Annotated in this window: 12 protein-coding genes and 3 pseudogenes; 5 read left to right on the plus strand and 10 right to left on the minus strand. The window is 43.0% G+C overall.

Annotated elements, in window-relative coordinates; genetic code table 11:
• Window positions 1-233: 233 nt before the first annotated feature.
• The 3 pseudogenes from KO530_RS03305 to KO530_RS22280 all read left to right on the plus strand — a co-directional run.
• Window positions 234-482: pseudogene (locus tag KO530_RS03305) on the plus strand (transposase zinc-binding domain-containing protein); the annotation flags it as partial.
• 125 nt (window positions 483-607) lie between these two features.
• Window positions 608-1,519: pseudogene (locus tag KO530_RS03310) on the plus strand (IS1634 family transposase); the annotation flags it as partial.
• Window positions 1,505-1,645 (plus strand): annotated as a pseudogene (locus KO530_RS22280) (glyoxalase); the annotation flags it as partial. The pseudogenes KO530_RS03310 and KO530_RS22280, both read left to right, overlap by 15 nt.
• Window positions 1,646-1,738: 93 nt before the next feature.
• Here KO530_RS22280 and katG read toward each other — a convergent pair.
• The 3 genes from katG to KO530_RS03330 form a co-directional block, all read right to left on the minus strand.
• Window positions 1,739-3,964 carry a catalase/peroxidase HPI gene (gene katG, locus KO530_RS03320; protein WP_216046978.1) on the minus strand — a complete coding sequence of 742 codons (2,226 nt, stop codon included), beginning with the start codon at window positions 3,962-3,964 and terminating at the stop codon, window positions 1,739-1,741.
• Between the two features lie 437 nt (window positions 3,965-4,401).
• Window positions 4,402-4,740: a P-II family nitrogen regulator gene (locus KO530_RS03325; RefSeq protein ID WP_216046979.1), complete on the minus strand. Its 339-nt coding sequence runs from the start codon at window positions 4,738-4,740 to the stop codon at window positions 4,402-4,404.
• Window positions 4,741-4,802: 62 nt separating this feature from the next.
• Window positions 4,803-5,192: a Cd(II)/Pb(II)-responsive transcriptional regulator gene (locus tag KO530_RS03330; protein WP_216047043.1), complete on the minus strand. Its 390-nt coding sequence runs from the start codon at window positions 5,190-5,192 to the stop codon at window positions 4,803-4,805.
• Window positions 5,193-5,275: 83 nt separating this feature from the next.
• Here KO530_RS03330 and KO530_RS03335 point away from each other — a divergent pair, with 83 nt between their 5' ends.
• Both KO530_RS03335 and KO530_RS03340 read left to right on the plus strand, forming a co-directional pair.
• Window positions 5,276-5,644, plus strand: a complete 369-nt coding sequence (locus KO530_RS03335) for a DUF3703 domain-containing protein (RefSeq protein ID WP_216046980.1) — start codon at window positions 5,276-5,278, stop codon at window positions 5,642-5,644.
• A 17-nt stretch (window positions 5,645-5,661) separates the two neighbouring features.
• A complete protein-coding gene (locus KO530_RS03340; protein ID WP_216046981.1) occupies window positions 5,662-6,606 on the plus strand; it encodes a cation diffusion facilitator family transporter in 945 nt (314 codons plus the stop codon).
• Between the two features lie 54 nt (window positions 6,607-6,660).
• Here KO530_RS03340 and KO530_RS03345 read toward each other — a convergent pair whose 3' ends face one another.
• Genes KO530_RS03345 through KO530_RS03375 form a run of 7 tightly spaced genes read right to left on the minus strand, consistent with a single transcriptional unit; the run spans window position 6,661 to window position 22,392 of the window.
• Window positions 6,661-8,637 carry an eCIS core domain-containing protein gene (locus KO530_RS03345; RefSeq protein WP_216046982.1) on the minus strand — a complete coding sequence of 659 codons (1,977 nt, stop codon included), beginning with the start codon at window positions 8,635-8,637 and terminating at the stop codon, window positions 6,661-6,663.
• A 19-nt stretch (window positions 8,638-8,656) separates the two neighbouring features.
• Complete coding sequence (locus KO530_RS03350; RefSeq protein WP_216046983.1) at window positions 8,657-12,919, minus strand: hypothetical protein; 4,263 nt, start codon at window positions 12,917-12,919, stop codon at window positions 8,657-8,659.
• Window positions 12,916-14,331, minus strand: a complete 1,416-nt coding sequence (locus KO530_RS03355; RefSeq protein WP_216046984.1) for a hypothetical protein — start codon at window positions 14,329-14,331, stop codon at window positions 12,916-12,918. The genes KO530_RS03350 and KO530_RS03355 overlap by 4 nt, the downstream gene beginning before the upstream one ends.
• A gap of 19 nt (window positions 14,332-14,350) precedes the next feature.
• Window positions 14,351-16,408: an ATP-binding protein gene (locus KO530_RS03360; RefSeq protein WP_216046985.1), complete on the minus strand. Its 2,058-nt coding sequence runs from the start codon at window positions 16,406-16,408 to the stop codon at window positions 14,351-14,353.
• Window positions 16,401-17,969 carry a hypothetical protein gene (locus KO530_RS03365; protein ID WP_216046986.1) on the minus strand — a complete coding sequence of 523 codons (1,569 nt, stop codon included), beginning with the start codon at window positions 17,967-17,969 and terminating at the stop codon, window positions 16,401-16,403. Before KO530_RS03365 ends, KO530_RS03360 begins: the two co-directional genes overlap by 8 nt.
• A complete protein-coding gene (locus tag KO530_RS03370; protein ID WP_216046987.1) occupies window positions 17,969-20,203 on the minus strand; it encodes a phage tail protein in 2,235 nt (744 codons plus the stop codon). Before KO530_RS03370 ends, KO530_RS03365 begins: the two co-directional genes overlap by 1 nt.
• Entirely contained in the window at window positions 20,203-22,392 is a 2,190-nt protein-coding gene (locus KO530_RS03375) for a putative baseplate assembly protein (protein ID WP_216046988.1), read from the minus strand. The genes KO530_RS03370 and KO530_RS03375 overlap by 1 nt, the downstream gene beginning before the upstream one ends.
• Window positions 22,393-22,397: the final 5 nt, after the last annotated feature.

Raw genomic sequence — 22,397 nt, forward strand, 5'->3', positions numbered from 1 at the left:
AATACTAATAGGGTCAAGATCTCGTCTATGCTTTGCTAAGGTTTAGACTTAGATTTATAGGAGAGCAAGCATTCTCTCGTTAACTCAATCACAAAGCGCGTGTTGCCTTGTTACTTCGGCTAGGGCGGCTATTTTTGTTACTGACAGGCAAGTTAACGGCAAAACCGGACTGTCAGCCAGTCGTAAATTGAGCCTGTTTTTGCCACACTTGTCAGTATTAAATTCAAGGATGAATGGATGTGCCGGCAACGCAACAAGGCCGAACCTATAAGCGCCATCGACCAGAAACAACGCTACTCTATCAATTGGTTGAACGTTACTACCCAGATTTTACCGCAAACTTAGCTGACCAAGGCAAGTATTTACCCAAGTATGTTGAGCGTGAGTTTGATGAGTTCTTGCGTTGTGGACGACTAGAGCACGGTTTTTTGCGCGTGGTGTGTGGCGACTGCAAGCATGAGAAGTTGGTTGCATTTAGCTGTCATTCCGCACCCTAATTTGGAATTAAATTTGCTTAATATTTAAGCGGTTGATCTAAGTTTGTTAAAAATAGCTTGACGCCGATCCCCAGTTTAGATCTATTACTCTCTTTTGAGAGCGTAATATTATGCCTGTACCTTCTTCCAAAATACTCGACCACCACGGACTCGTTGCAGGGTTTTGCAATAGCCTTGGTTTTGCCGACATAATTGATAACGCAGTAAATGGCGATGCGCCTGAGCGTAAAATTAGTTGTGGTCAATTGGTGACCGCAATGGTCCTAAATGGACTTGGCTTTACCGGCCGAACGCTACATATGTACAGCGAGTACTTTAGAAACAAGCCCGTCGACAGGCTGATTGGGGAAGGCGTGCTGGCTGAGCACATTAACGATGATGCGCTTGGACGCTGTTTAGATACATTATATGAATATGGCGTATCTAAACTATATCAACAGTTGGGTGAGGCTGTCGTAGCAAAGCTAGGCCTAGCGACTGAAGCACTACATCTTGATTCGACAAGCTTTCATTATGATGGTCAAGCCACTGAAGATGGTGAGCCTAGTCACATCCGCATTGCCAAGGGATATTCGCGTGACCATCGGCCTGAGCTCAACCAAGTCATCCTCAACCTTATTTGCGAGAATCAGTCGGGTATCCCGGTATATATGAAGCCCGCCAGTGGCAACAGCAACGACATGGAAGGTTTTAAACAGATTGTAAAAGCACATATTAGCAGTTTAAAGGCCGCCCAAACGAGTCGCTATTTAGTGGCCGATGCAGCGCTTTATGTGAAAGAAACCATTATAGATTTAGACGCGCAAGGGCAATTATTTATTACGCGTGTACCACAAACGCTCATAGAAGCTAAGGCGCTGGTGAAGCAAGCTCCCAGCTTAACGTTTACGCCTATTTCCCAAGGGTATGAAGGCGTCAGCTATGACAGTGAATACGGCGGTGTGAAACAAAATTGGTTGCTTATTCGCAGTGAGCAAGCCTACAAGCGTGAGCAACACAGCCTAAACAAACGCATGCCTAAGCCACGTTACTACTACCCTGGTGAAAAGCCATACCGGATGATCTACATGGAAGACCCGTTCGGAAATATTCTAGAAATTTACAGCCACAGCTACGAATTAATTTACTCTAGCGGCGCATATAACTAGAGCTCCTATTTCACTAAAACGCAAATAAACAGTAGCCTAGTAAAAACGGCAACCGTATTGGTTGCCGTTACTTTATGCTAGTTTGTTAATCGCCTATTGGATGTCAAAGCGATCGGCAGTCATCACCTTTGACCAAGCCTTAACAAAATCGTCTACAAATTGCTGTTTAGCATCATCAGAAGCATAGGCTTCAGACACGGCACGTAACTCTGAATTAGAACCAAACACCAGATCAACAGGTGTTGCCGTCCACTTTAGTTCACCTGACGCCCAATCTCTGCCTTCATACAATCCCGCTTGGTCTTTAGACTTCGCCCACTTGGTAGACATATCTAATAGATTCACGAAAAAGTCATTATTCAGGCTATCAGTATTGTCAGTAAGCACACCGTGTTTACTTAGGTCGGCATTGGCACCTAAGGTTCGCATGCCCCCCACCAACACTGTCATTTCAGGCACCGTTAGATTTAATGTATTGGCTCTATCTACTAACATCACTGCCGGTGAATAAGCTGCACCTTTTGCGTAATAGTTTCTAAAGCCGTCTGCAGTTGACTCAAGAACCGCAAAGGATTCTACGTCTGTTTGAGCTTGAGTCGCATCGACTCTACCTGCGTAAAATGGCACTTCGACTTTAAAACCTGCATTTTCGGCCGCTTTTTCAATTGCCGCCCCACCACCTAAAACAATGACATCAGCCAAGGATACTTTCTTACCTCGTTTCAATTTTTTATTGAACTCTGTTTGGACTGACTCTAAAGTGGCTAAAACCCGTGCCAATTCCTGTGGATTATTAACATCCCAGTCTTTTTGCGGTGCAAGTCGAACACGTGAACCGTTTGCCCCACCGCGCATATCAGTTGCTCGATAACTCGCAGCGGAGGCCCAAGCAGTTCTCACTAAATCAGCAATGGATAAATCAGTATCGAGTATTGCCGCTTTGAGTTTTCTAACATCCCTATCACTAATTACTTTGTAATCCATTTCTGGCAATGGATCTTGCCAAATTAAATCGACTTTGGGCGCATCTTCACCAACATATCGTGACCTCGGTCCCATATCACGGTGGGTCAATTTGAACCAAGCTTTAGAAAATGCCAATTCAAATTCTTTAGGATCTTCATGAAAACGCTTCGCAATTTTCCGATAAATAGGGTCAAATTTTAACGACAAGTCGGTGGTAAACATGATGGGTGCATGACGTTTAGAAGCATCATGAGCATCCGGCACTAAGTTTGCGCCAGCATTATCTTTAGGGATCCACTGAGTCGCACCTGCGGGACTTTTGGTTTTTACCCACTCGAAAGCAAATAAATTATCTAAATATTGACTTGTCCAAGCTGTTGGATTGACCGACCATGCCCCTTCCAAACCGCTGGTGATAGTGTCTTCAGAATGGCCTTTGCCACATTTGTTTTTCCAACCAAAGCCTTGTTCTTCGACGCCCGCAGCAGCCGGCTCTGCATCCAAACATTCTTCTGGTTTGTGCGCTCCATGGGCTTTACCAAATGTATGTCCACCAGCAATAAGCGCCACTGTCTCCTCGTCATTCATTGCCATGCGACCAAAGGTTTCTCTGATATCTTTTGCTGCAAGTAAGGGATCAGGATTACCATTAGGTCCTTCTGGATTGACATAAATAAGTCCCATCTGTACTGCTGCAAGGGGCTTTTGAAGCTCTCTATCACCACTATAACGCTCGTCTGCTAACCAGCTTTTTTCTGGTCCCCAGAACACCATATCAGGCTCCCAATCATCTTCGCGACCGCCCGCAAAACCGTAAATTGTGAAACCCATTGATTCCATCGCAACATTGCCGGTTAATACCATAAGATCAGCCCAAGAAATTTTACGTCCGTATTTTTGTTTAATTGGCCATAATAAGCGCCTCGCTTTGTCTAAACTTACATTGTCCGGCCAACTATTCAGCGGTTCGAATCGTTGTTGTCCACCTGCGCCGCCCCCTCTGCCATCAGACAATCGATAGGTCCCAGTGCTATGCCAAGCCATGCGCACGAAAAAAGGCCCATAATGTCCATAGTCTGCTGGCCACCAAGGTTGGGAGTCTGTTAAAACAGCTTTAATGTCTTTTCTTACAGCATCAAGATCTAATGTTTCGAATGCTTCTGCATAATTAAAATCATTCCCATAAGGGTTTGATCGCGGATCTTGTTGGCGTAATGGTTGCAAATTGAGTTTATCGGGCCACCAAAAATGCATATTTTTTTGAGTTTCAGCGGCAGTTACTGAATGAATTGCCACCGCCGGTAAAAAGGCAAGTGAAATAGCAGCAAAAAGAGGAACAGTACGTTTAAACATTGTTAAGTCCTGTAATAGGTTTGTATGAGTTCACACAAACTATAGACCTAAAATGAAAACATCAGCTGCGTTTAGCTATTGGAAAATTAGATTACCCTAATCTAATTTAACAATTAATTAACGCAGGCATTAAATCGCAACATAATCAAACAATTAGATATCAACACATTGAAATTATTTAAATCAACGACAGACTTGCAGTAGGCTACTTTTATCAATTAGATTAGCAGTATCTTGAGGATAAAAGGATTTATCCATTTCACACTATGAAACGAAGAAATAAGGGCGTTTTTACTCGGCTAAAATTTCATAGGTATCTAGCATGGGTAATTGCAATACATCAGCTTTTGCCTTTACAAACAAACTTGGATGCATGGCTGAATATTCAGCTTAAAATCTATTTTCTTTTAGTCGAGTAGAAACCGATTAATTAGACCTTAAAGTGCCTCATCATTCTCTTCACCGGTGCGAATACGAATGGCTTGGGCAACTGGGGTGACAAAAATTTTACCGTCGCCAATTTTACCGGTAGCAGCCACTTCCATAATCGCTTCGATACAACGCTCTACATCAGAGTCAGTTACCACTAGTTCAATTTTAACCTTAGGTAAAAAATCCACACTGTACTCAGCGCCGCGATAGGTTTCTTTGTGACCTTTTTGTCTTCCATAACCTTTTACCTCTGTGACTGTAAGGCCAGTGACACCAACCTCCGTCAGTGCAGCTCTAACATCATCAATTTTAAAAGGTTTAATTATAGCTTCAATTTTTTTCATTCAATTTCCCAAATTGTTAAACAAAGGCTCACGTTTAAAAATGGTATACGATTTCCATCAGTTTATACATCTAGTTTTTTCAATACACCGCATTCACCAATAGAATGTCCCGCCGAACAAGAGGAGGCAATTTCAGTTAATACGACTTTTAAATTTGTTAATTCGTCAATGCGTACTGAAACTTCATTGATGTGGTGGTTAACCATTTGATTGACTGATTCACAGCTTCTGTCTGGCTCTTCCCGTAAAGCAATTAATTGCTGGATTTCATTTATAGAGATACCTAACGAACGACATTGACGAATAAATGTTAACTGTTTTAGTGCAGAGGTATCATAGTCGCGATAGTTACTGGCACTGCGCAACGGTTGCTTCAGTAAACCTTGTTTTTCGTAAAAGCGAATTGTCTGAACAGAACAACCAGACTTGGTAGCGAGCATACCTATTTTCATTTTTAGCATCGAAACCTTGACTCTATAGTAGATATAGACTTTACACTGCAATCCTTCAGTCATCAATATGGAAATAAATTGTTATGGGATACACTGATCACGCAAAACCATTTGTTCTTGAAAAAATTGCGCTAGCTGAACAGGCGAGAAAAAACGGAAATGAACAAAAAGCATTTGGCTTTTTGGAAGACGCGCACGTCATTGGACAAAAATCCACGTACTTACATTGTCTAGTTCATTACTTAATGCTAAAACAAGGTTTTAGTAAGCTAAATTTAATGGAAATCGTTGGCCAAGCATTCCGATTAATCGGCGCTTTTACAAAAACACGTATTGGCTTATTACCGACGGGCAATACTGGTGGTGTGAATGTCAGTCCATTCAAAGCTATGCCGATATCCGCTGACAATCAAAAAATAATAAAAGCAATTGAACGACAAATACAACATTAGGAAACAGAGAATTCCCCATGGGTAAGAGCGAGCAGCACGTAAACAGTCATCAGCATGCACATAGCCATCATCACGGGCATTCTCATATGCATGCTCACCAACATACGGCATCCAATCGTATTGGCTGGGCATTCTTTTTAAATGTCACTTTTACCATTATAGAGTTTATTGGTGGATGGTTAACCAATAGCACCGCGATCATGGCAGACGCGGTCCATGATCTAGGTGACAGTTTAGCGATTGGCACAGCCTGGTGGTTGAATAAATTAGGTGAGAAAGATGCAAATCAGGTTTTCACCTATGGCTTCAAACGCTTTTCGTTATTAGGTGCATTGATCAATAGTTTGATACTGATTGTCGGTTCAGTGTGGATAATGTTTGAAGCAATTCCAAGACTGAGTAACCCCGAAATGCCGCAGGCAGAAGGTATGTTTGCTTTAGCCATTTTCGGTATTTTAGTGAATGGTTATGCTGCTTATAAATTAAGTGACGGCGAGACTTTAAACGAACGCGTGTTGAACTGGCATTTAATCGAAGACGTTTTAGGCTGGGTAGCCGTGCTAATTGTGTCTGTGGTGTTGATGTTTAAACCTTGGCCAATTTTAGATCCCATTTTATCCATTGCATTTACGCTATTTATTCTCATCAATGTATTAAAAAATTTAAAAATCACCTTAGTACTTTTTCTGCAGGCAACACCAGACAATACAACCAGGGATGCTGTGAAAAGTATTCTATTATCTCCCAGTAGTGTTGATGATGTTCACCACCTGCACATTTGGTCCTTAGATGGCGAGCAACATGTCATGACAGCACATTTAGTGTTAAATGAACAAATTGGCATTCAATTAATGAAAGATTTAAAAGCCGATCTTAATGCTCAATTAGCCCCCTTTAACCTCGCGCACACCACAATAGAGTTTGAGTTTTCAGATGAAAGCTGTCGTGATAGTAAAACCTAACATAGAACCATTTATCAACAACAGTTGCCGAAATTCCATTAGTCTATTTACCTTCTAGGGAACAATTTCGTTATCACCAATACCAGAGGTAGAATAAATTCCTTTTGATGGAATGCCTCCTTTGGTATTTGCATAAAATACTTCTTGACGTTTTTCTATTGCATCGAGGATATTTTCTACGGTTTTCCCCTCTAAAATACCGGAAAGCATATCGATAATCTCGTGGGGATTAACCTTAGCAGCGTCCGTGGTAAAATAGGTGGGTACTCGAGAACCAATCACATCTGTATTTTCAGTATTTCCGATTTCGCTGCGGACTTCATCCAAATAAGCCATTGATGTACACGCCTGGAAAAACAATACACGATATTTATCAGGGTCAAACTGATCACTTGCTACCATCTCTTTTAAATCATGTTCAGTATCCATTTCAACACCATGTTTTTTGGCTTCTTGATAGCGAGTGCCTCTTCCTGCAGCAGCCATAGCCGCATCAATTCCGATTCTAAAATTTTCTAAAGGAGATGCTTTTTCATCAAAATCTGGACCGCTCCCGTATCGAGCATGACCGTTATAAAGGGTAATTTCCGATGATGAAAGTCCAGCTCCAAACGCACTAGCGGCTCCTACTCCAGGTTCAATTAGGTGTACCCAGACACGAATATCTCTTGTTTCAAAACTGCCATCACTTTTAGGGAAGCGAATAGGCGTGCGTAGTGCCCAAAACTCATCTGAATTTATTCCTAACAAAGCCAGAGCAAATCCACGAGCTGTCAGCCAGTCACGAAATATACGAGCAGAGGCTGTACCACTATCTTCGCCGCTATCCTTGCGTTTATTATCAATATCGACAAATGAGGTATTAACACCTGCATGACCAAAGGCAACCGTCACGTCTAAGCGGTTGTCGGCTAACAATCTGCTGTAATCAAACACATGCTCATGACGCTGATCAACAGCTGGCGCGACCTGATCTAAAAGAATAATTGCATCCTTATCGCACTTATCCAAATCATCACTTAAATATCTCGAACGGAATTGGCTGATAGCTAAACGAGTTTCATCTCCATAGCTACCATCTACGCGATGTAAAGGTAGATCGAATCCCATATCATCCAACGCTCTTTGCACCTTAGATACTGCACCATGAATACCGTTTTGTTGGCTACTTAATGCCTCAATCTGACCATTAGCAATTTTTGTGAGTTGCGGGTCATTTGCAAAGCGCGGGTTATTCAATACAACTAGCGGCGAGTTTTGTTCACTTGGTTTACGTTGTACAGAATGGCTATATCCACTGCTCCCCCCTTTACTTTGTTGAACCACATGAGTCAATTCATGGGCTAACAAATGCATACTATTAGGTTGATTGGCTTGGTAAGCCCCTTGATTAAAAACAATATGATTGGCATAGGTAAACGCTTTAGCTTTTATACCTTTGGCCGCTTGATTGGCCTCACTATTAGTATGTATCCTCACTCCATCAAACGAGCGATTAAAGCGGCTAGAGAAAAATCGGTTCTCTGCTGTAGACAACGGATTACCTCTGCCATTCAAGCCATTAACATAGAAACTTAAGTGACTGGGTTGCGGGTTACCATTATGAGCCGTGTTTGAATTTAAAGTTGAATTTTCAGTCTTGGCAGAGGCTCGCGGAGATTGAAACCTTGAAATATAACTAACCTTACCACGATTGCCGCTCATCACTTGATTGGCAATCGCATCTGCCTCTTGTTCATAGGCATCATTGGCCGGCCCCACGGTTAACTTTGTTTGTAGTGTTAATGTCTCTTCTTGCTGTTGTTCACAGTGTTCGCATTTTCGCTGTATCGGGCTGCTTGGCAAGGGAGAACTGACCAACCTTCCCCATAAGGGATTCATTGGCGTTATCCCTGCGCGTTCAGTAGCGTCTTGTTTCGCTGATGTATGCTCAGCCGAATTGGCAGCATGAAAAGCCTCAGCAGGCTTTTTTGCTGCTCGTCTTGCGGATATTTCACACTGATTAGCAACACTTGACTGAGCTTTCAGCATAGCTTTCACCTAATTTTGACTAATTAAGATTTAACAACAATTTTTTATCCATGTTCTTTTCCGCTAACGTTGGCGTGCGGGCTTTAATTGTCGCCATTCGTGTTGCTAGCCCTGCTTCTTGCAATACTTTTTTTAACGCCCTAGCTTGCTTATCTGCGGTTTTTACCGATGCCGCTGAATCATCTTTACTGACTAATTCGATGGTTTTTATTTGGGTTGAGCTTTCAGTTAAATTTTTTATTTCCTTCTCTAATGCTGCATCGCGAATTACCTCGTTATTATCGTCAAACCTAACCACGCGGGCTAAATCTCCCGGTACCACACCAATGATTAGACTCGGCGTTATTATAACGAAGGTGATCACCGGACAATTGCTCGGAAATGAAGTGCGTTGACTCGCCATTATAGAATGATTTGGCGAGTCACTTAGGTTAAGCAACTCAGCTATAACTTCATTCTGACGTTTAGTTTGATCCACATTCGGTTTATATTCGAAATTGCCGTGGGCAACAGCAATAGGTTTAATGCTGGAATAAAATGAAATTGCACTACCATTATTTAGAAGTTCCCGTAAGGCAATATTTGTGCTCAAGTGTGACTGCCAATTGTTCATAAACAATTGACGAGAACTCGCTTCAGGCTGATTAGTGTCCCAGTAAAATTGCATTGAATTAAGCTCATAATAAGCGGCTTGGTTACTTCCAACCCCAGTATCAAAATCAATTAGAATTTGATCTAATGCAGTTCTTTGCGCTTCATCGACTTGTTGGCCGGGAATGATTTCAATATCAAAGTCCGAGGATGTGACTAGATACACTTGATGGCACTGCGTAGCACTTAACAGTACAGAGGCTTTTTGACACTCACCAAACATGCCTCTAGGTATGGTTAACGTGTCCATATTTTCATCAGGCTCATCCGTCGCTATTCCCAACGTGTTAACAATAGTGTTGGTTTGCTCACGGGTAATTTGCGCGTTATCCTTATCTTCTGAGGGGTGAATGGCACCAGCATGAGTAATGATATAATTCCCAGCTTCCAGCCAAATATCTTTTAAGTTAGCAACTTGATGCTCTGAAATGAAATCACCTGTGCCCTTTTTAAACAGTGGCTGCACATTTAATTTTTTATCATTGTTACTATCAAATACACTGTCTAAGGTGATATTTGAACCCGGCACATATTTCGATACAAATTGGTTAATCCTAATCAGTACTTCTTCAGGATTAGACGTCAGAACGTGGTATACAGTATGACAATCAGTTGCTATTTGTTGCTGCTGTTGCTGAACAAAATACACTATAGCGCCATCTCTTTCGCCGGCATTTAGAGACGACGGTAGTGTTTGTTTCACCACGACTGGAATTCCTGTGGCAAAATTGCTCACATCATCAAGTACCGCGTTAGTACTATTGACTCGAGAAGTAGCAATCGCATCCCCTTCACTCACCACGTCACCAGCACTTGCAATAGCGGCTATTAACACTTGCGCCTGACTGGTTACTGCACTTTTCCATGCTTCTTGTAAGGCTTTATGAGCAGTATTTATCACCGCTGAACTGGCTGAGAACTGCACATCAACGACAGGTTTTGCATTGGCGATTGTCCTTTCGAACGTCCGTTCCATTGACGCTAGTAGCTTTTCTGTATCCGCATCGGCGGCAACTTCCACAAGATAGATCTGGTATAGTCGCGTTTCCTGAAACACCTCTGGAATAGATCCTCCTTCACATGCTTTAGTCCGTCTTCGATGGAATAAAACCCACGGATATTGTCCCTTAACCACAAGTTCGTTGGGTACTTTTTCCGGTGGCGGGAATAAGAGATGACTGGCAGTTTCGACAAATCCTTGATTATTCAGAGCGCCTGCGATTTGGTTTAATGCAAGCAATGACTTGTTGTAAAAAAGATTACCTGGGATTAACACCCTTTCATCAGGTACAAATTTACCTGACAAAAAGTTACCTTGTGTCGGCGTTCCATTTACAACCGTGCTGATTTGACCGACTACTTCACATTCACCTGCAGCATTCCATATTTGCGAATAGGTCATATCAACTAAATCAGAGTTACCAAAAAGTGAGGGGCTAGGTATGTTAATCACAATATTTGAACCGAACTCAGTGGTTTCTCGACTTAATATAATATCGTCATTGAGGTTAGCGCCCGTCACTTGATTTATAGGTGTTCCGTCAAGTGTTGTGGTGTATTGCAATGTGCTGTTGCCCACAAACCGGCCATTTAATTTTTTGGTTTCATTGCGCTGGGAAATAGTTTCGATAATCACCTGCCCAGTGATGTTCAGCTCAATAATGATATCCAGAGCAACATCGCGATCGTTGCCTGTGTAGCGCAAGCTCATCTCCATTATAAAGCGCGCAGACACTTGCGCCCTAGCACCTGAGTTTAGGGAAAATACATCTTTATCAGATTGCATCTGTCCCCATAAATTCATATCTGCATTTACTTTTTGACCTTCAAATGTGGTCGAAGCAGAATTTTCGGTTGCCAAATAAAAAGCTAATTTGTTGTCACTATTTTCGGCTCTAGCAGCACCGGTCATGTCTTTACCAAAATCAAATTGCTGAGCAGATAAGATAGTGTCGCTGGCATTAAGGTTAGACCTCTTTGAAGCAGAATGTAAAACCATTTCATCACGGATACTATTTTTGTCCAAAGTGCCTTTAAAGGCATCCGCAACTAAGTGCAACATCATGCCAAGACCAGCATCGGATGAGTCAATGTGCGCTTGAAATCCAGGTTGAATTTGCGCTTGTTCTAAGAGGTTAATCTGCCCCTCAGGAACCAATATATCGACCTCTTGAATATTTGCAGCATTATCCAGACCAGAGAGCAGACATATGCGCTGCATATGTTGTGCTTCCTCTAAAGCATGATGAACAAAGTCTTCGCGAACTGCGCAAAAGCGCAAATCTACGCCCTTGCCCATTAATTGATAAACTTGCTGATTAATCGATAAGTCAGAGTCTGCTACCACTGGCAAATAACCAGCACTGGGTAATTCAACAATGCCGCAATCAATTAATAATTGTTGGCTTATTTGACTACTTCCTACCGCTTGCAACCTGTCGATGCTAACCCGCAATGCATCCACATCTAAAGTGGCAATACTGACTTGCGATTCTATACTGGCTTTGGGTAATTTTTCAATTTGGGTAAGCTTTGCAGACATGTCCGTGTAGTAAGACAACAAACGTTGCATGTCTGCTGCTGCGCTTTTAAGTAAGGCTTTTTCATCCGCACAGGGATCATGGGTAACGGGGGGATCAAGGGGATCAAAACTGCCTAGACAATCCCTCAATTGACATTGGAATTGTAATATCTGTGCCAGATAAATTTGCCAGTTGCGCATGCCCATTCTAGCCGCCCAATATTGCTGAGCCGGAGGTACTATGCGCTCACGGCGAACGCTCCAAGCATCTAAGAACACCACTGTTTCACCAATTTTTGATAACATACCAATGGCGATACCTTCGCCACTTAATCCTTCGGCTCCCAAACACCAAGTCGCGGCGTTGAGTCCTTGTTGGCTGATAAGTGATGAAATGGCATTCTTTTCTTGCTCAAAATAAGCACTCACAGTACGTGAGCGAAGATGTTTTTGGGCCAAGCTAACATGAGTGGAACTTTTAAGTGCTTCAGTTAATGTAAGGGGCACAGCTCGAATACTTAAGCCTTCAACGATATGAGTGCGCTGGGTACTGCTTATGCACGCCTCCGAGCATAATTTACCGTAAACGTCTTCTTCACCGCAGTAGGCTTCTAAGTGATACAAAACAATCAAATACAATTCTTGATTGGCAAGTACGTTGTTTGAACCTGTATCGGATTTGCGCAACTCACAGGCTATAAAGTCACTGCTAATGAACTCGCTGGATTTAGGCTTTGCCGTGGATGTATTTTGAGTTTGAACCAGCAATTGGCCTAACCCAACTTCGATATCCTGACTTAACACCAACGCTCTGCCTTGCCAGTCATATCCGAGCCCAGCGCTGATCGCTATCTGTTGGCCAGAAGCAAGGGTACAGTCAAAGCCATTTACAATACCACCACCGGCTGCCTGATTGGACAAACGTATTTGGTTCAACAATGCAGCTTGTTCTAATTGCAGATCAGGAGCACGTAGAAACTTACCATCAAAATAATTTAAACGAGTGAGTGAACTAGAACTGTCAATAACATTGTGTCCGCTAGCGTTGGCCTGTCCAGCGGCATTACTCGATATTTTACTACTCACATTGGAAGGTTTAAGACTACTCATGATCCGCTCCTTGTTTTAAACATGTAGATAAAATCATTGCCCTGATAAGCGCTACCTGCAGGGCTGTCGATGCCTCCTGCTAAAGGGATGCGATTACGCCCTAAAATCGGCGTCTCTCCCGTCCCTTTAACAATCAATCTCACAAGCACACCAGCTGGGGCATCACGCAGTTCTATCTGCAAACGATTTTCCGCACTTTGGTAAGAAACACGTTTGATATCGCAGTTCACCCAACCATCTCGAGTATCAAAAGCCGTCACACTAATTCCTTTAACGTCGACACTGGCTTTCATTAAGGGGGAACCAACAACTGTCATATTGATAAACTCGCTGTCTTGCATAGCAACGCTTTGTGAATCAATTCGAGGGCCACCAGCATCATCTTCTGGCGTCACAGAAATATTAGCGACTGACTCCTGTGTTGGATGGCAACTACCGCACAATAAGTCTTGAATAGTTGTGGTGGGCAATAAATAGGGCCGCACAAATGGATCGACTTCCCCCTCTATCAGTTGCCACCCTTGTTCGTCTTTATGCAACCTTAAACCATGTAAATTTGCTAACAGCACTTTGCAAGGTGGTGGCTGAGGAAAACTGCCAAATTGGCTACTGCCAACGCTACTTTGTGGTCTGATATCAATGCCATCTAACACCGCAAAATGATTAAACCAATGTTGGCACAGCGCAGCTTTATCGCTGGGTTCAGCTGCCAGTATCTGTGCTTTGGCTTGCAAAACATCCGCGTCACTTTCTAAAATGATTCCGTCATCATCTTCTCTGGCCTCAACCAAACCAAATAGTAAATTCAAGCGATAATAGTCAGTGCTTGCAGACTGCTGATACCCACCTGGTGACAAATACACTTTGACAGTCTCGACAACCCGAGAATAAGCCGTTGAGGTGCTGCTTGCATCACAGCTTTCGCTCAGTGCTGGCACTTGGCGACTTAAACAACCATGAAATTCCAAGGTCACATGGGCGTCAAATATCACGTCACCGCTTTCTTCATCCACAGTGACGACCTGTTGCAGTGCAACCTCGTCTTGATTGGCTTGATACCAGGCAGCTAAATTTAAGCACGCAGCCTGTTCTAAAAGTAATTCTCGGCCTGCGGCATCCATGGCCAAACCAGAGGTAACTTTTACTTCTCCCAAGAACCGGGTTTGCTCAGAATCTTCACTATCCGCTTGCGGCAAACTCACATCTAGGCCCCACACAACGCCCTGCCCGTGCAACCAAGCATTGTGATACCACATTTTGCCACGATGGTAGGCATCTAAAGTTTGAAAATCGTCGACCCCTAGGAGCATGCCAAAATGCACATACAGAGATCGAAACGGATCCACTGGCAACATTTGGTTAGATAAACCAGCAGTGCCAGATGTTTGATTCACTAATGCTTCTGCGCTCACAATATTTCTCCAATAATCCTTATGATGGGTTCACTTCTCTGAAGGCCTTGCCGGTTTTTTCAAACTCTTTGCGAACAGCCATAATGAAGTGCTCTTGTTGTATATCTTGTTGCTGTTGCGCTGCAGAAAAAGCAGCAGCAACGGCAGCATTTCTAATTTCTCCACCGACCAACGGAAATAAAGAGGCCAGTTGAGTAAAATTCACATCTGCGTTTAAGGGCGCAGTTTGTGGAACATGACAACGCCATAAGTGTTCCCTATCGGTCACATTGGGCTCACGAAAATCCACGATAAAATCAAGTCGACGAATGAACGCCACATCGATGTTATTTCTAAAATTCGTGGCTAAAATTGTCATCCCGTCATACGCCTCTAAACGGGTTAACAAATAAGCCGTTTCAAGATTTGCATATCGGTCGTGGGAATCTGTTACCTCTGTTCGTCTGCCAAAAATGGCATCCGCCTCATCAAACAATAAAACCGCCTGAGACTGCTCGGCAAAACTAAAGACTTTTGCCAAGTTTTTTTCGGTTTCTCCAATCCACTTAGAGACCACGGCTGCCAAATCGACAACCAGCAAATCAACCTGCAGTTCATTTGCCAATACTTCAGCAGATAGGGTTTTTCCAGTACCGGGGACACCAGAAAAAAGCATCCGTACTCCTTTAGCTCCTCTTCGGTTTTGCAAAAACTGCCATTCATCTAACACCTTGTATTGTAATTTCAAACGACCAATGGCTTCTCGAAGCTGCTGTAATTTAGTCTCTGGTAACACTAAATCTGACCATCCTAACCTCGGCGTCACTCGTTTAATTCCTTGCGGTAACAGCGCGCCAGAATACTGCTTAAATGCATGACTAATGTCGCTCAGTGAGTGTTTTTTTTGTGTTGATTGATGTAATGAACGCCAACTTTTGACCCGCTGCATTGCGTGATAAGGATCAAGTGGAAACCAAGAGGCAAGCTGTCCAGCGTCAGATGCAAACTCGGGTAACAACGTCTGCCACATAAGCAAAAGTTCGTTGTGTTCAAGGCGTTGCACGGGAAGATCTAGTTTAATACAGCCAGATTCGATGATATTGATATTGCTAGTTGCGCAAATGATCACACAAGGACAAAATTGATTGAGCACACCTAAATGCAATGCGGTGGTGCTGCGTTGACTGTCGTAAAGTAAAATAGGGACAGCAGCAGACAATACACAATGACATGCCAATTGTTTATATTCTTGCTGGCTAAATTGGTCGTTAAGTTGCACCACTACGGATTTACGCTTTGTTTCTTCTAGTAATGCTAATGCGCGGTTCAAACTGACTAAATTATCCATATCTTGAATCATAATATGGGATTCAAGTGAGTTCGAAATACACAGCTTTGCATCTTCAACAATCGCCGTTTGTAACCACTTAGACAATCCCAGGAAACAACTCTGGATATTCAAAGCAGGCGTCTGTAAAAAGCAAGACTTTCCGGTATTTATTGCATACCAAGTATTGGCGTTAACCATAATTGATTGGGTGAAAATTGGCGCTTGATCTGCTATTTCCACAATCCCAAGGTCGAACAAAACCGACTCATTTAAACAATTACACAAAGATTCTCGGAGTGGCTGATCAGTGCACACCAATTTTGCTAACAGTGCAGCTGTGGGATAAGGCTGTTGCCGCGGGTGTAAAGAACAAAACAGATTTGCAAAACCTTCATGTTCTTGTGCCATTCCACCTAGTACTAACAACTGTATTTCCAATTGCGAAAGATTCAAGCCAAGGACTAGACGAGACAAAGCACTTTGTGCGGAAGTTGTTTCAGATGCATTTGAGTGAGCTTGTTGCACGCTTTTTTTGTAATCGTCGATGGACTGCAAATAGCTATGCAAAAAGTCCACTCCAGATTGAATGTAGGTATCATCTTTACTAAAATTCACCTCTAACAACTGAATTAAGTTATTGGTGAGAAATACTACTTGTTCTAGCACAGGACCTCTGCACTCGGCCGATGGCTCAGTACCAAGAACAGAATCAAATAAAGGAACAGGTTGCTTAGCGGCGCCCGCTAAATAATGTAATGAGTCATTCATAATAAAACTTCACTACGTAACCTAACCATGGCACATAATCAGGATTCAAATCTAAACCTGCAGTACGGATTTGCGTATCAATCGCATCCATTTCAAATACAATGTTTACCCAACCGGCTTGATACTCTATCCGTGCATTACGCTGACATAACCAGTCAAATGTCTTGCTCACGTTGTTGTTCAAAGGTTTAGCTAAGCTTGTGTATATTGCTAATTTAATTTTCTCGGCAAAGATTTGATAGTCAGCCTTATCCTCAGTGCTGATAGCACAATCATCATCTTGAGTTGGCTCAAACACCATTAATTCACCACTGAATACGTTAAGCGCAGGATCGAATGTCCCTTGTGGCTGTAGATATTGGCCCAATAGGTTTAATTGCTGAATAAGTGGGTAAGGTTTATCCACTAAAGTTGCTAATTGTTGTTGCCATTTTGGCTGTTTAAGAATATTCAATACATACAAAATTCCAGCAAAGCTGCTTAACAGCGCCACTTTTTCTGCACTTAGCACGGAAATAGGTTCTGTCTGACGAAAAACAGTGAAGTTATTGTCATTCTGCTGTTTAGTCGCTTGCAGGCTATTTGGTTGGTTATGTTGGTGGTTGAAAGGAAATGCGGTGGAAACGACTCCAGCCACCGTTTTAATTTCCTCAACTAATTGCATCACGTAGGCAGTTAAACTCTGATTATTGGAAATAACCTTACGAACACCACTACCCGACCATTCCGATAAAACGCCGGAAAATAGTAAACACTTAATATCATCCACATTCAGTTTTGTTATTTTATTAAGGTCAATTCCTGAATGTCCGTTATTTAACTGCATGCTTAAGTAACCTTTGATCCATTCAGGCAACAGTGTAATTTCATCAATACGACGATTACTCTGTGACGCTAAATAGCGGCGAAAGGTAACAACAAGGCCTGACCAATTAATCTCTACATGGGTGTTGATATGCGCTGTAATAGACACCCAATTTGGCGTAAATTCTAACAATCCACCAATCAGTTTCAGGGCATCATCAAACTCAATAATTCTTCGTGCAATTAAAATCTCTAGTCGGCCCTCAACAGCGAGTCCAATTAACACCGCTTTGAGCAGAGTTGGTTGCCTAATTAGATAGGCCAGCCATTGTGATTTCGCTTCTTGCAGGTTTAGGCTAGATTGAGAGACAATCCCCATTTGATGCCATGCCCAAACATGACTAAGTTGTTGCGCTGCCAAATCAATAGCAACGGATTTAAGGGCTTCAACTTTTGAGCGATAATGAATCCATTTTTTAGCGTCAGCAGTTGCAAATAACTTCTGTAAAGATGATTCAAGCTCGATTAGCCAACATTCAAATATCTCAACATCAGTTTTGCTGTTATCAAAATCGATGGGCAGATACCAATTGCGAATACAGATTATATCTCTTTGTGAATATCCACTGTGCAATAACGCCAAATCAACGTACTCACGTAATAATTGTTCGGTGAGGTAATCTAATCTCGCCTTGTAAGTGCGTTGAGAGGCGCTTAACTGATAACGACGCAATACTTGATTGATTTGAATGTCCATCAGCCAACCCTCGAGTCAAAACCCACTTGACTATTACCGACTATGGTTCCATATTTGGCCTGCCCCAATACATCAGTTGTACCCAGAATCGATTTGCCAATTTGCAATTGTCCAAATCCTGAACTTTGACCAACCACCGAAGACATACCTAAATGCAAGCCAGTTCCCACCCTCATACCTGAGTCAACGGAACATATATCGAAAACCGTATGCGCTGGACGATGAACCTCTAAAATATGTTCAATTACAGCACGCTTTTCTTCATCTAGAATTAGCGGCACTATGACGCTGAATTTATGGGCGTGCAGTGCTATTGCATCAGAATAGCTAAAGGACGATTGTACATCTGCTGCATTCGAATCTTGCTCATTGATAACACTGGTAGTATCAGCCTCCCCTAATTTTCCGCCAATCCGAAAGCCCGCGCCAAGAATCGAGTTTGCCGCTAGGGAATCATCTTCACCGACAAATGCACCACCTAAACCGCGCACCTGATAATGCTCAATAATGGTGATATCACGCTGTAAATAAATTTCGATAAAACGCTTTAATCCAGCGACAGTACCGCGATATTTAAATAGCCACATTGCGTGTTTAATGATCTGTCTTTGGGTTGTTTCAGGCCAACGATTGTCAAGCTCTATTCCAAGTAAACTGCTAAGCCAAGGCAATACAGATATTGGTGAGCAAAGTGGATCGAGTAAACAATGGCGCGTATCCGAACGTTGTTCAAGTTCATCAAAATTAGTGTTTAATAAGGTTAAATATCGATGTAAAAAGTCACTTGCAGCCCCTTGCTCTGAAAAAACACGGGGTAAACGTCGTAATAAATCCAGCGCAGGATATTCCACCCGAATATTTTTGATCTTAGGTGATGCATGTGATTTTCCAAAGAGATCGATGACTAACCAAAGATAGCGCCCTGGCGGCGCATTAACCGGTGCTTCATAGGTCCGCCAAGGTTCGTCGCTAAACGACCAAGGTAATTCTCGGTTTTGACTACGTCTATGCAATTTTTGACTAACTAACACTTCATTTACCGCTAATTTAGATGGCAGCGGCGGCGTTAGATCAGGTCTGGTTAATTCATACTCTCCAATATTTTGTGGTGCAGTGGCGTCTACTTGGGGACCATTTAAATGTTCATCACTAACAATGTAACCCAGTTTCATAGAGGTCCCAACCGGCAAACAGGCATCAATGAATATCCTACCCCAGCGACGTTGCATTTCATTATTATCGAGCCTAAAACACACTATGCGACCTTGGCTGCTATATTGAATTTTGGCCACAGTTGCATACATCAATCCTTTAGCAGACCAATAAACCACTTTGCCAAAGGGGTCTAATGCCATGCCCCGTCCGTCATAATAAGGAGCTTGCAGGTGAGGCATTTGCGCAATACTGTTGGGAGTGATTCTAAACCGCTGAAAATCTGCATTTGGCGCGCCAGACACAACAATCATATTATCGTCAGTAGCTAAAATATCACTGGCAAATGGGACGTCAATTAATTCATTTTCGCCATCTATCGCCCATAGCACCGCAGACTCCTCGCCTGCGCCTAATAATACGAAGATGCGGCCATCTGTATTGACTGTCACACTATTGATAGCTAAATCACTGACATCATTGGGAAACTTAAGATCCATTTCAATTGGCATACTAGTGGCGTCAAATCTGACTAAGCTAGTAGATTGATTGAGCTGATTGCCCATATCCGGGGGTGTCACCGGCGACACAACAACAAATACTTGTTGGCCGTCACCACGAATGACACTGGGGGTGCCGTCGAGATGAACACTGCGCAATAATGTATTGTCAATTAGATCAAATATTAAGATCCGCTGATTGCCGCTATCAGCAATAAATAGTCGTCCTTTTTTATCCACAGCAAGACCGATAGGAAGACTTAAATCAGATTGCACTTGTTGACCAACAAATTCACCATAAACCTGTTGCGATCTATGAAACAGAGATTTAGCCAAACTTGGCTGGCGCTTTTCAGTCCATAATAATTTATTAATCCCATTGTCTTCAGGAACCGAATGATAAAGACGACACCAAGGGTCAAACGTCAGACCTGCGGGTTTCACTTTAAAAGCATGGGAATCGTGCAAGTGTTGATGATGCCAGGCCAACTGAACGATTTGTTGTTGTATATCCACACTGGTATTTTCGTGAGCGACACGCATCCACTGATCAACACCGGCAATCATGGCAAACTGAGACATCAGCACACTTCCTTAATCACTGGCACAGGCACAGCTATGGCATCAGATTCAGTGGGCGATATAATCTCTCCAGGGCTGAGGGTAATGGGGCCGTTTTCAACAGTGATAGCAATTAATTCCGGTACCTCATTCTTTTGCAGCGTAACAGTATTCGGAATTTCATTGCCTGCAGAATCCCACCCGACCAATTCCAAACCTTCTAAATATTCGACCCCTTCGACTTGATGGGCTGCGGCTTCCAATTCAGCGTTATGCACTCGACGTCCCAGCGGCCAACCATGCCCGCCTGGTCCATAAGGGGGTAAGGGCGCTAGAAATTGACGCAATGCCAGTTCCACCCAATGGCGAACTGCATCAATACCGAAGCCATTTTTCACTTTGACTCCCACAGCAATGGCAACCGGCACATACTTAGGCGGCAACACATATATTTCCGTGGTGATTAAACGTCTCGCATCTAAAAATCGACAGACACTACGAAGCTGATTCTTGTTAGGAAGTGGCGCATTAGGATTGTGTTTATCTTCTTTTGGCCACACCACCACACTAACAACACCGGCAGATTCTAATTGTGGTAGTTGAGGATGATAACGGGGTAAAACTTCAGCACGAGCCAAATCCGCACCAGGTGCCTGCAGCGCTAATTCTTTAAAATCTGAACGGGTGACAGCTCGATTGCGTCTGCGCAGCTCACTGGGGATCCGCTCTAAAGCGGCTTCCAAGGTTTCTGCATCTGTACCGCCATAAGCATTAAGGGGATTACTCACTTTGACTAGCGGATTAGCAACAAGTTTGTTAATTGCTGCGGCCGCCACATTACCTACTCTGCCACCTCCGTAACGATATTGAATCACTCTTACCCGTTGACCTATTTGCACAACGGCTCCGTTAATACCTGTGCCAAAACGGATTTGTCCACCTTGCTTATCCAGCATAAAATGCCGATCACTTTCAGTGCTTGCATAAAAGCCTTCAACTTCGTGCCAGTCGGTCCAGCCTTGGGGCTCTTCAACTTGCAATCTAACTGAGTTGGCCAATACCTGTTGATGATTTAGTGCATAAACTTGATTAGGTTGGCCGTTTCCGGTGCCAATAAATTCAGACTTCCCTTGAACCGCTTGTTCAGCCAATGTGGTATTAGCGCCAATAAAGGTAATTTTACCAATGGCAGTGTCATCATTGCGAAAAGCACGCAACCAACAAATAACCCGAGATTGTGTATCGTCATCCAAAATGGGGGGGAAATCGCCAACGCCCTGCATGTTGACATCATCGAGTTGATACACCGACATATTTTGCTGTTCAGTGGGCATTTGCAAACGAACGACGCCTTCTTTTTCTAATCCGTTGGTGGTATCTCCTTGTATCTGCAACGGATAATAGATAGGTTTATTTTGACTATTAATTCGTCCCGTAGATATTTGCCAACTAACCGGACTCCCCGTAGCTTGCATCCCTTCGCCAGGACAACGAAAACGTAGTGCAAAATCGGCACTATGGTGATCAAGATCGTCCTCTAATCTAATCTCAGGAATGAAACCGATATTGAGTAAAAGAGGCGCTTTGGGATGCGCCAATAAATTTTGTTTAATCAATTCTGTTTCTATGGCTTTTTCTGCCAATATGGCCACCCACAAAATCCCATCAACTGAGCTATTCATATCCCTGGAAAGTCCAGGCTCATCCTGCCAAATCGTTTCGGTGTGATAGGGCTGGGTTGCACTTGCATCAACACTTGCCGCTGCCTGTTGATAGAAAATACCTTCTTCGCTATCTTCATCAGGAACTTGATCGATTACCTTGAGCACACCTAGGGCAGATACCGGTAAAACATGTACTTCTTGCAAGGTGGTAAATTTCAGATCACCAGCGCTAGCTTGACTCGCTAGCTTGGCAGCAACACCTTGCGGTTCTTTTGTTGATAAAGACAGCATTGCGGTGGCTGGATACGCACTTTTTAATGGAATTTGTAACAGCCGCAAAAATTCTATTTTGGTGGAATCGGGTATTTGATTAAAACGATAGAGCAGATTTTCAGTCAAATAAGAGAATAATTCGATCAGAGCAATCCCTGGATCGCTAGGGTTATGATCCGTCCATTCGGGCGCGTAGACCGGGATACGTGCTATCAATTCATCACGGATTTGCTGATATGATCGGTCGTCTAAAATCGGTTTATTTAGGCTCATCCTTA

This window comes from Aliiglaciecola lipolytica (assembly GCF_018860635.1).
GTDB lineage: Bacteria > Pseudomonadota > Gammaproteobacteria > Enterobacterales > Alteromonadaceae > Aliiglaciecola > Aliiglaciecola lipolytica_A.

Excerpts from the sequence above, each read along its gene's own strand:
- KO530_RS03325 (WP_216046979.1), bottom strand. The coding sequence starts at position 4,740 with ATGAAAAAAATTGAAGCTATAATTAAACCTTTTAAAATTGATGATGTT.
- KO530_RS03370 (WP_216046987.1), bottom strand. The coding sequence starts at position 20,203 with ATGTCTCAGTTTGCCATGATTGCCGGTGTTGATCAGTGGATGCGTGTC.
- KO530_RS03360 (WP_216046985.1), bottom strand. The coding sequence starts at position 16,408 with ATGAATGACTCATTACATTATTTAGCGGGCGCCGCTAAGCAACCTGTT.
- KO530_RS03335 (WP_216046980.1), top strand. The coding sequence starts at position 5,276 with ATGGGATACACTGATCACGCAAAACCATTTGTTCTTGAAAAAATTGCG.
- KO530_RS03365 (WP_216046986.1), bottom strand. The coding sequence starts at position 17,969 with ATGGACATTCAAATCAATCAAGTATTGCGTCGTTATCAGTTAAGCGCC.
- KO530_RS03350 (WP_216046983.1), bottom strand. The coding sequence starts at position 12,919 with ATGAGTAGTCTTAAACCTTCCAATGTGAGTAGTAAAATATCGAGTAAT.
- KO530_RS03330 (WP_216047043.1), bottom strand. The coding sequence starts at position 5,192 with ATGAAAATAGGTATGCTCGCTACCAAGTCTGGTTGTTCTGTTCAGACA.
- KO530_RS03375 (WP_216046988.1), bottom strand. The coding sequence starts at position 22,392 with ATGAGCCTAAATAAACCGATTTTAGACGACCGATCATATCAGCAAATC.
- KO530_RS03345 (WP_216046982.1), bottom strand. The coding sequence starts at position 8,637 with ATGCTGAAAGCTCAGTCAAGTGTTGCTAATCAGTGTGAAATATCCGCA.
- katG (WP_216046978.1), bottom strand. The coding sequence starts at position 3,964 with ATGTTTAAACGTACTGTTCCTCTTTTTGCTGCTATTTCACTTGCCTTT.
- KO530_RS03340 (WP_216046981.1), top strand. The coding sequence starts at position 5,662 with ATGGGTAAGAGCGAGCAGCACGTAAACAGTCATCAGCATGCACATAGC.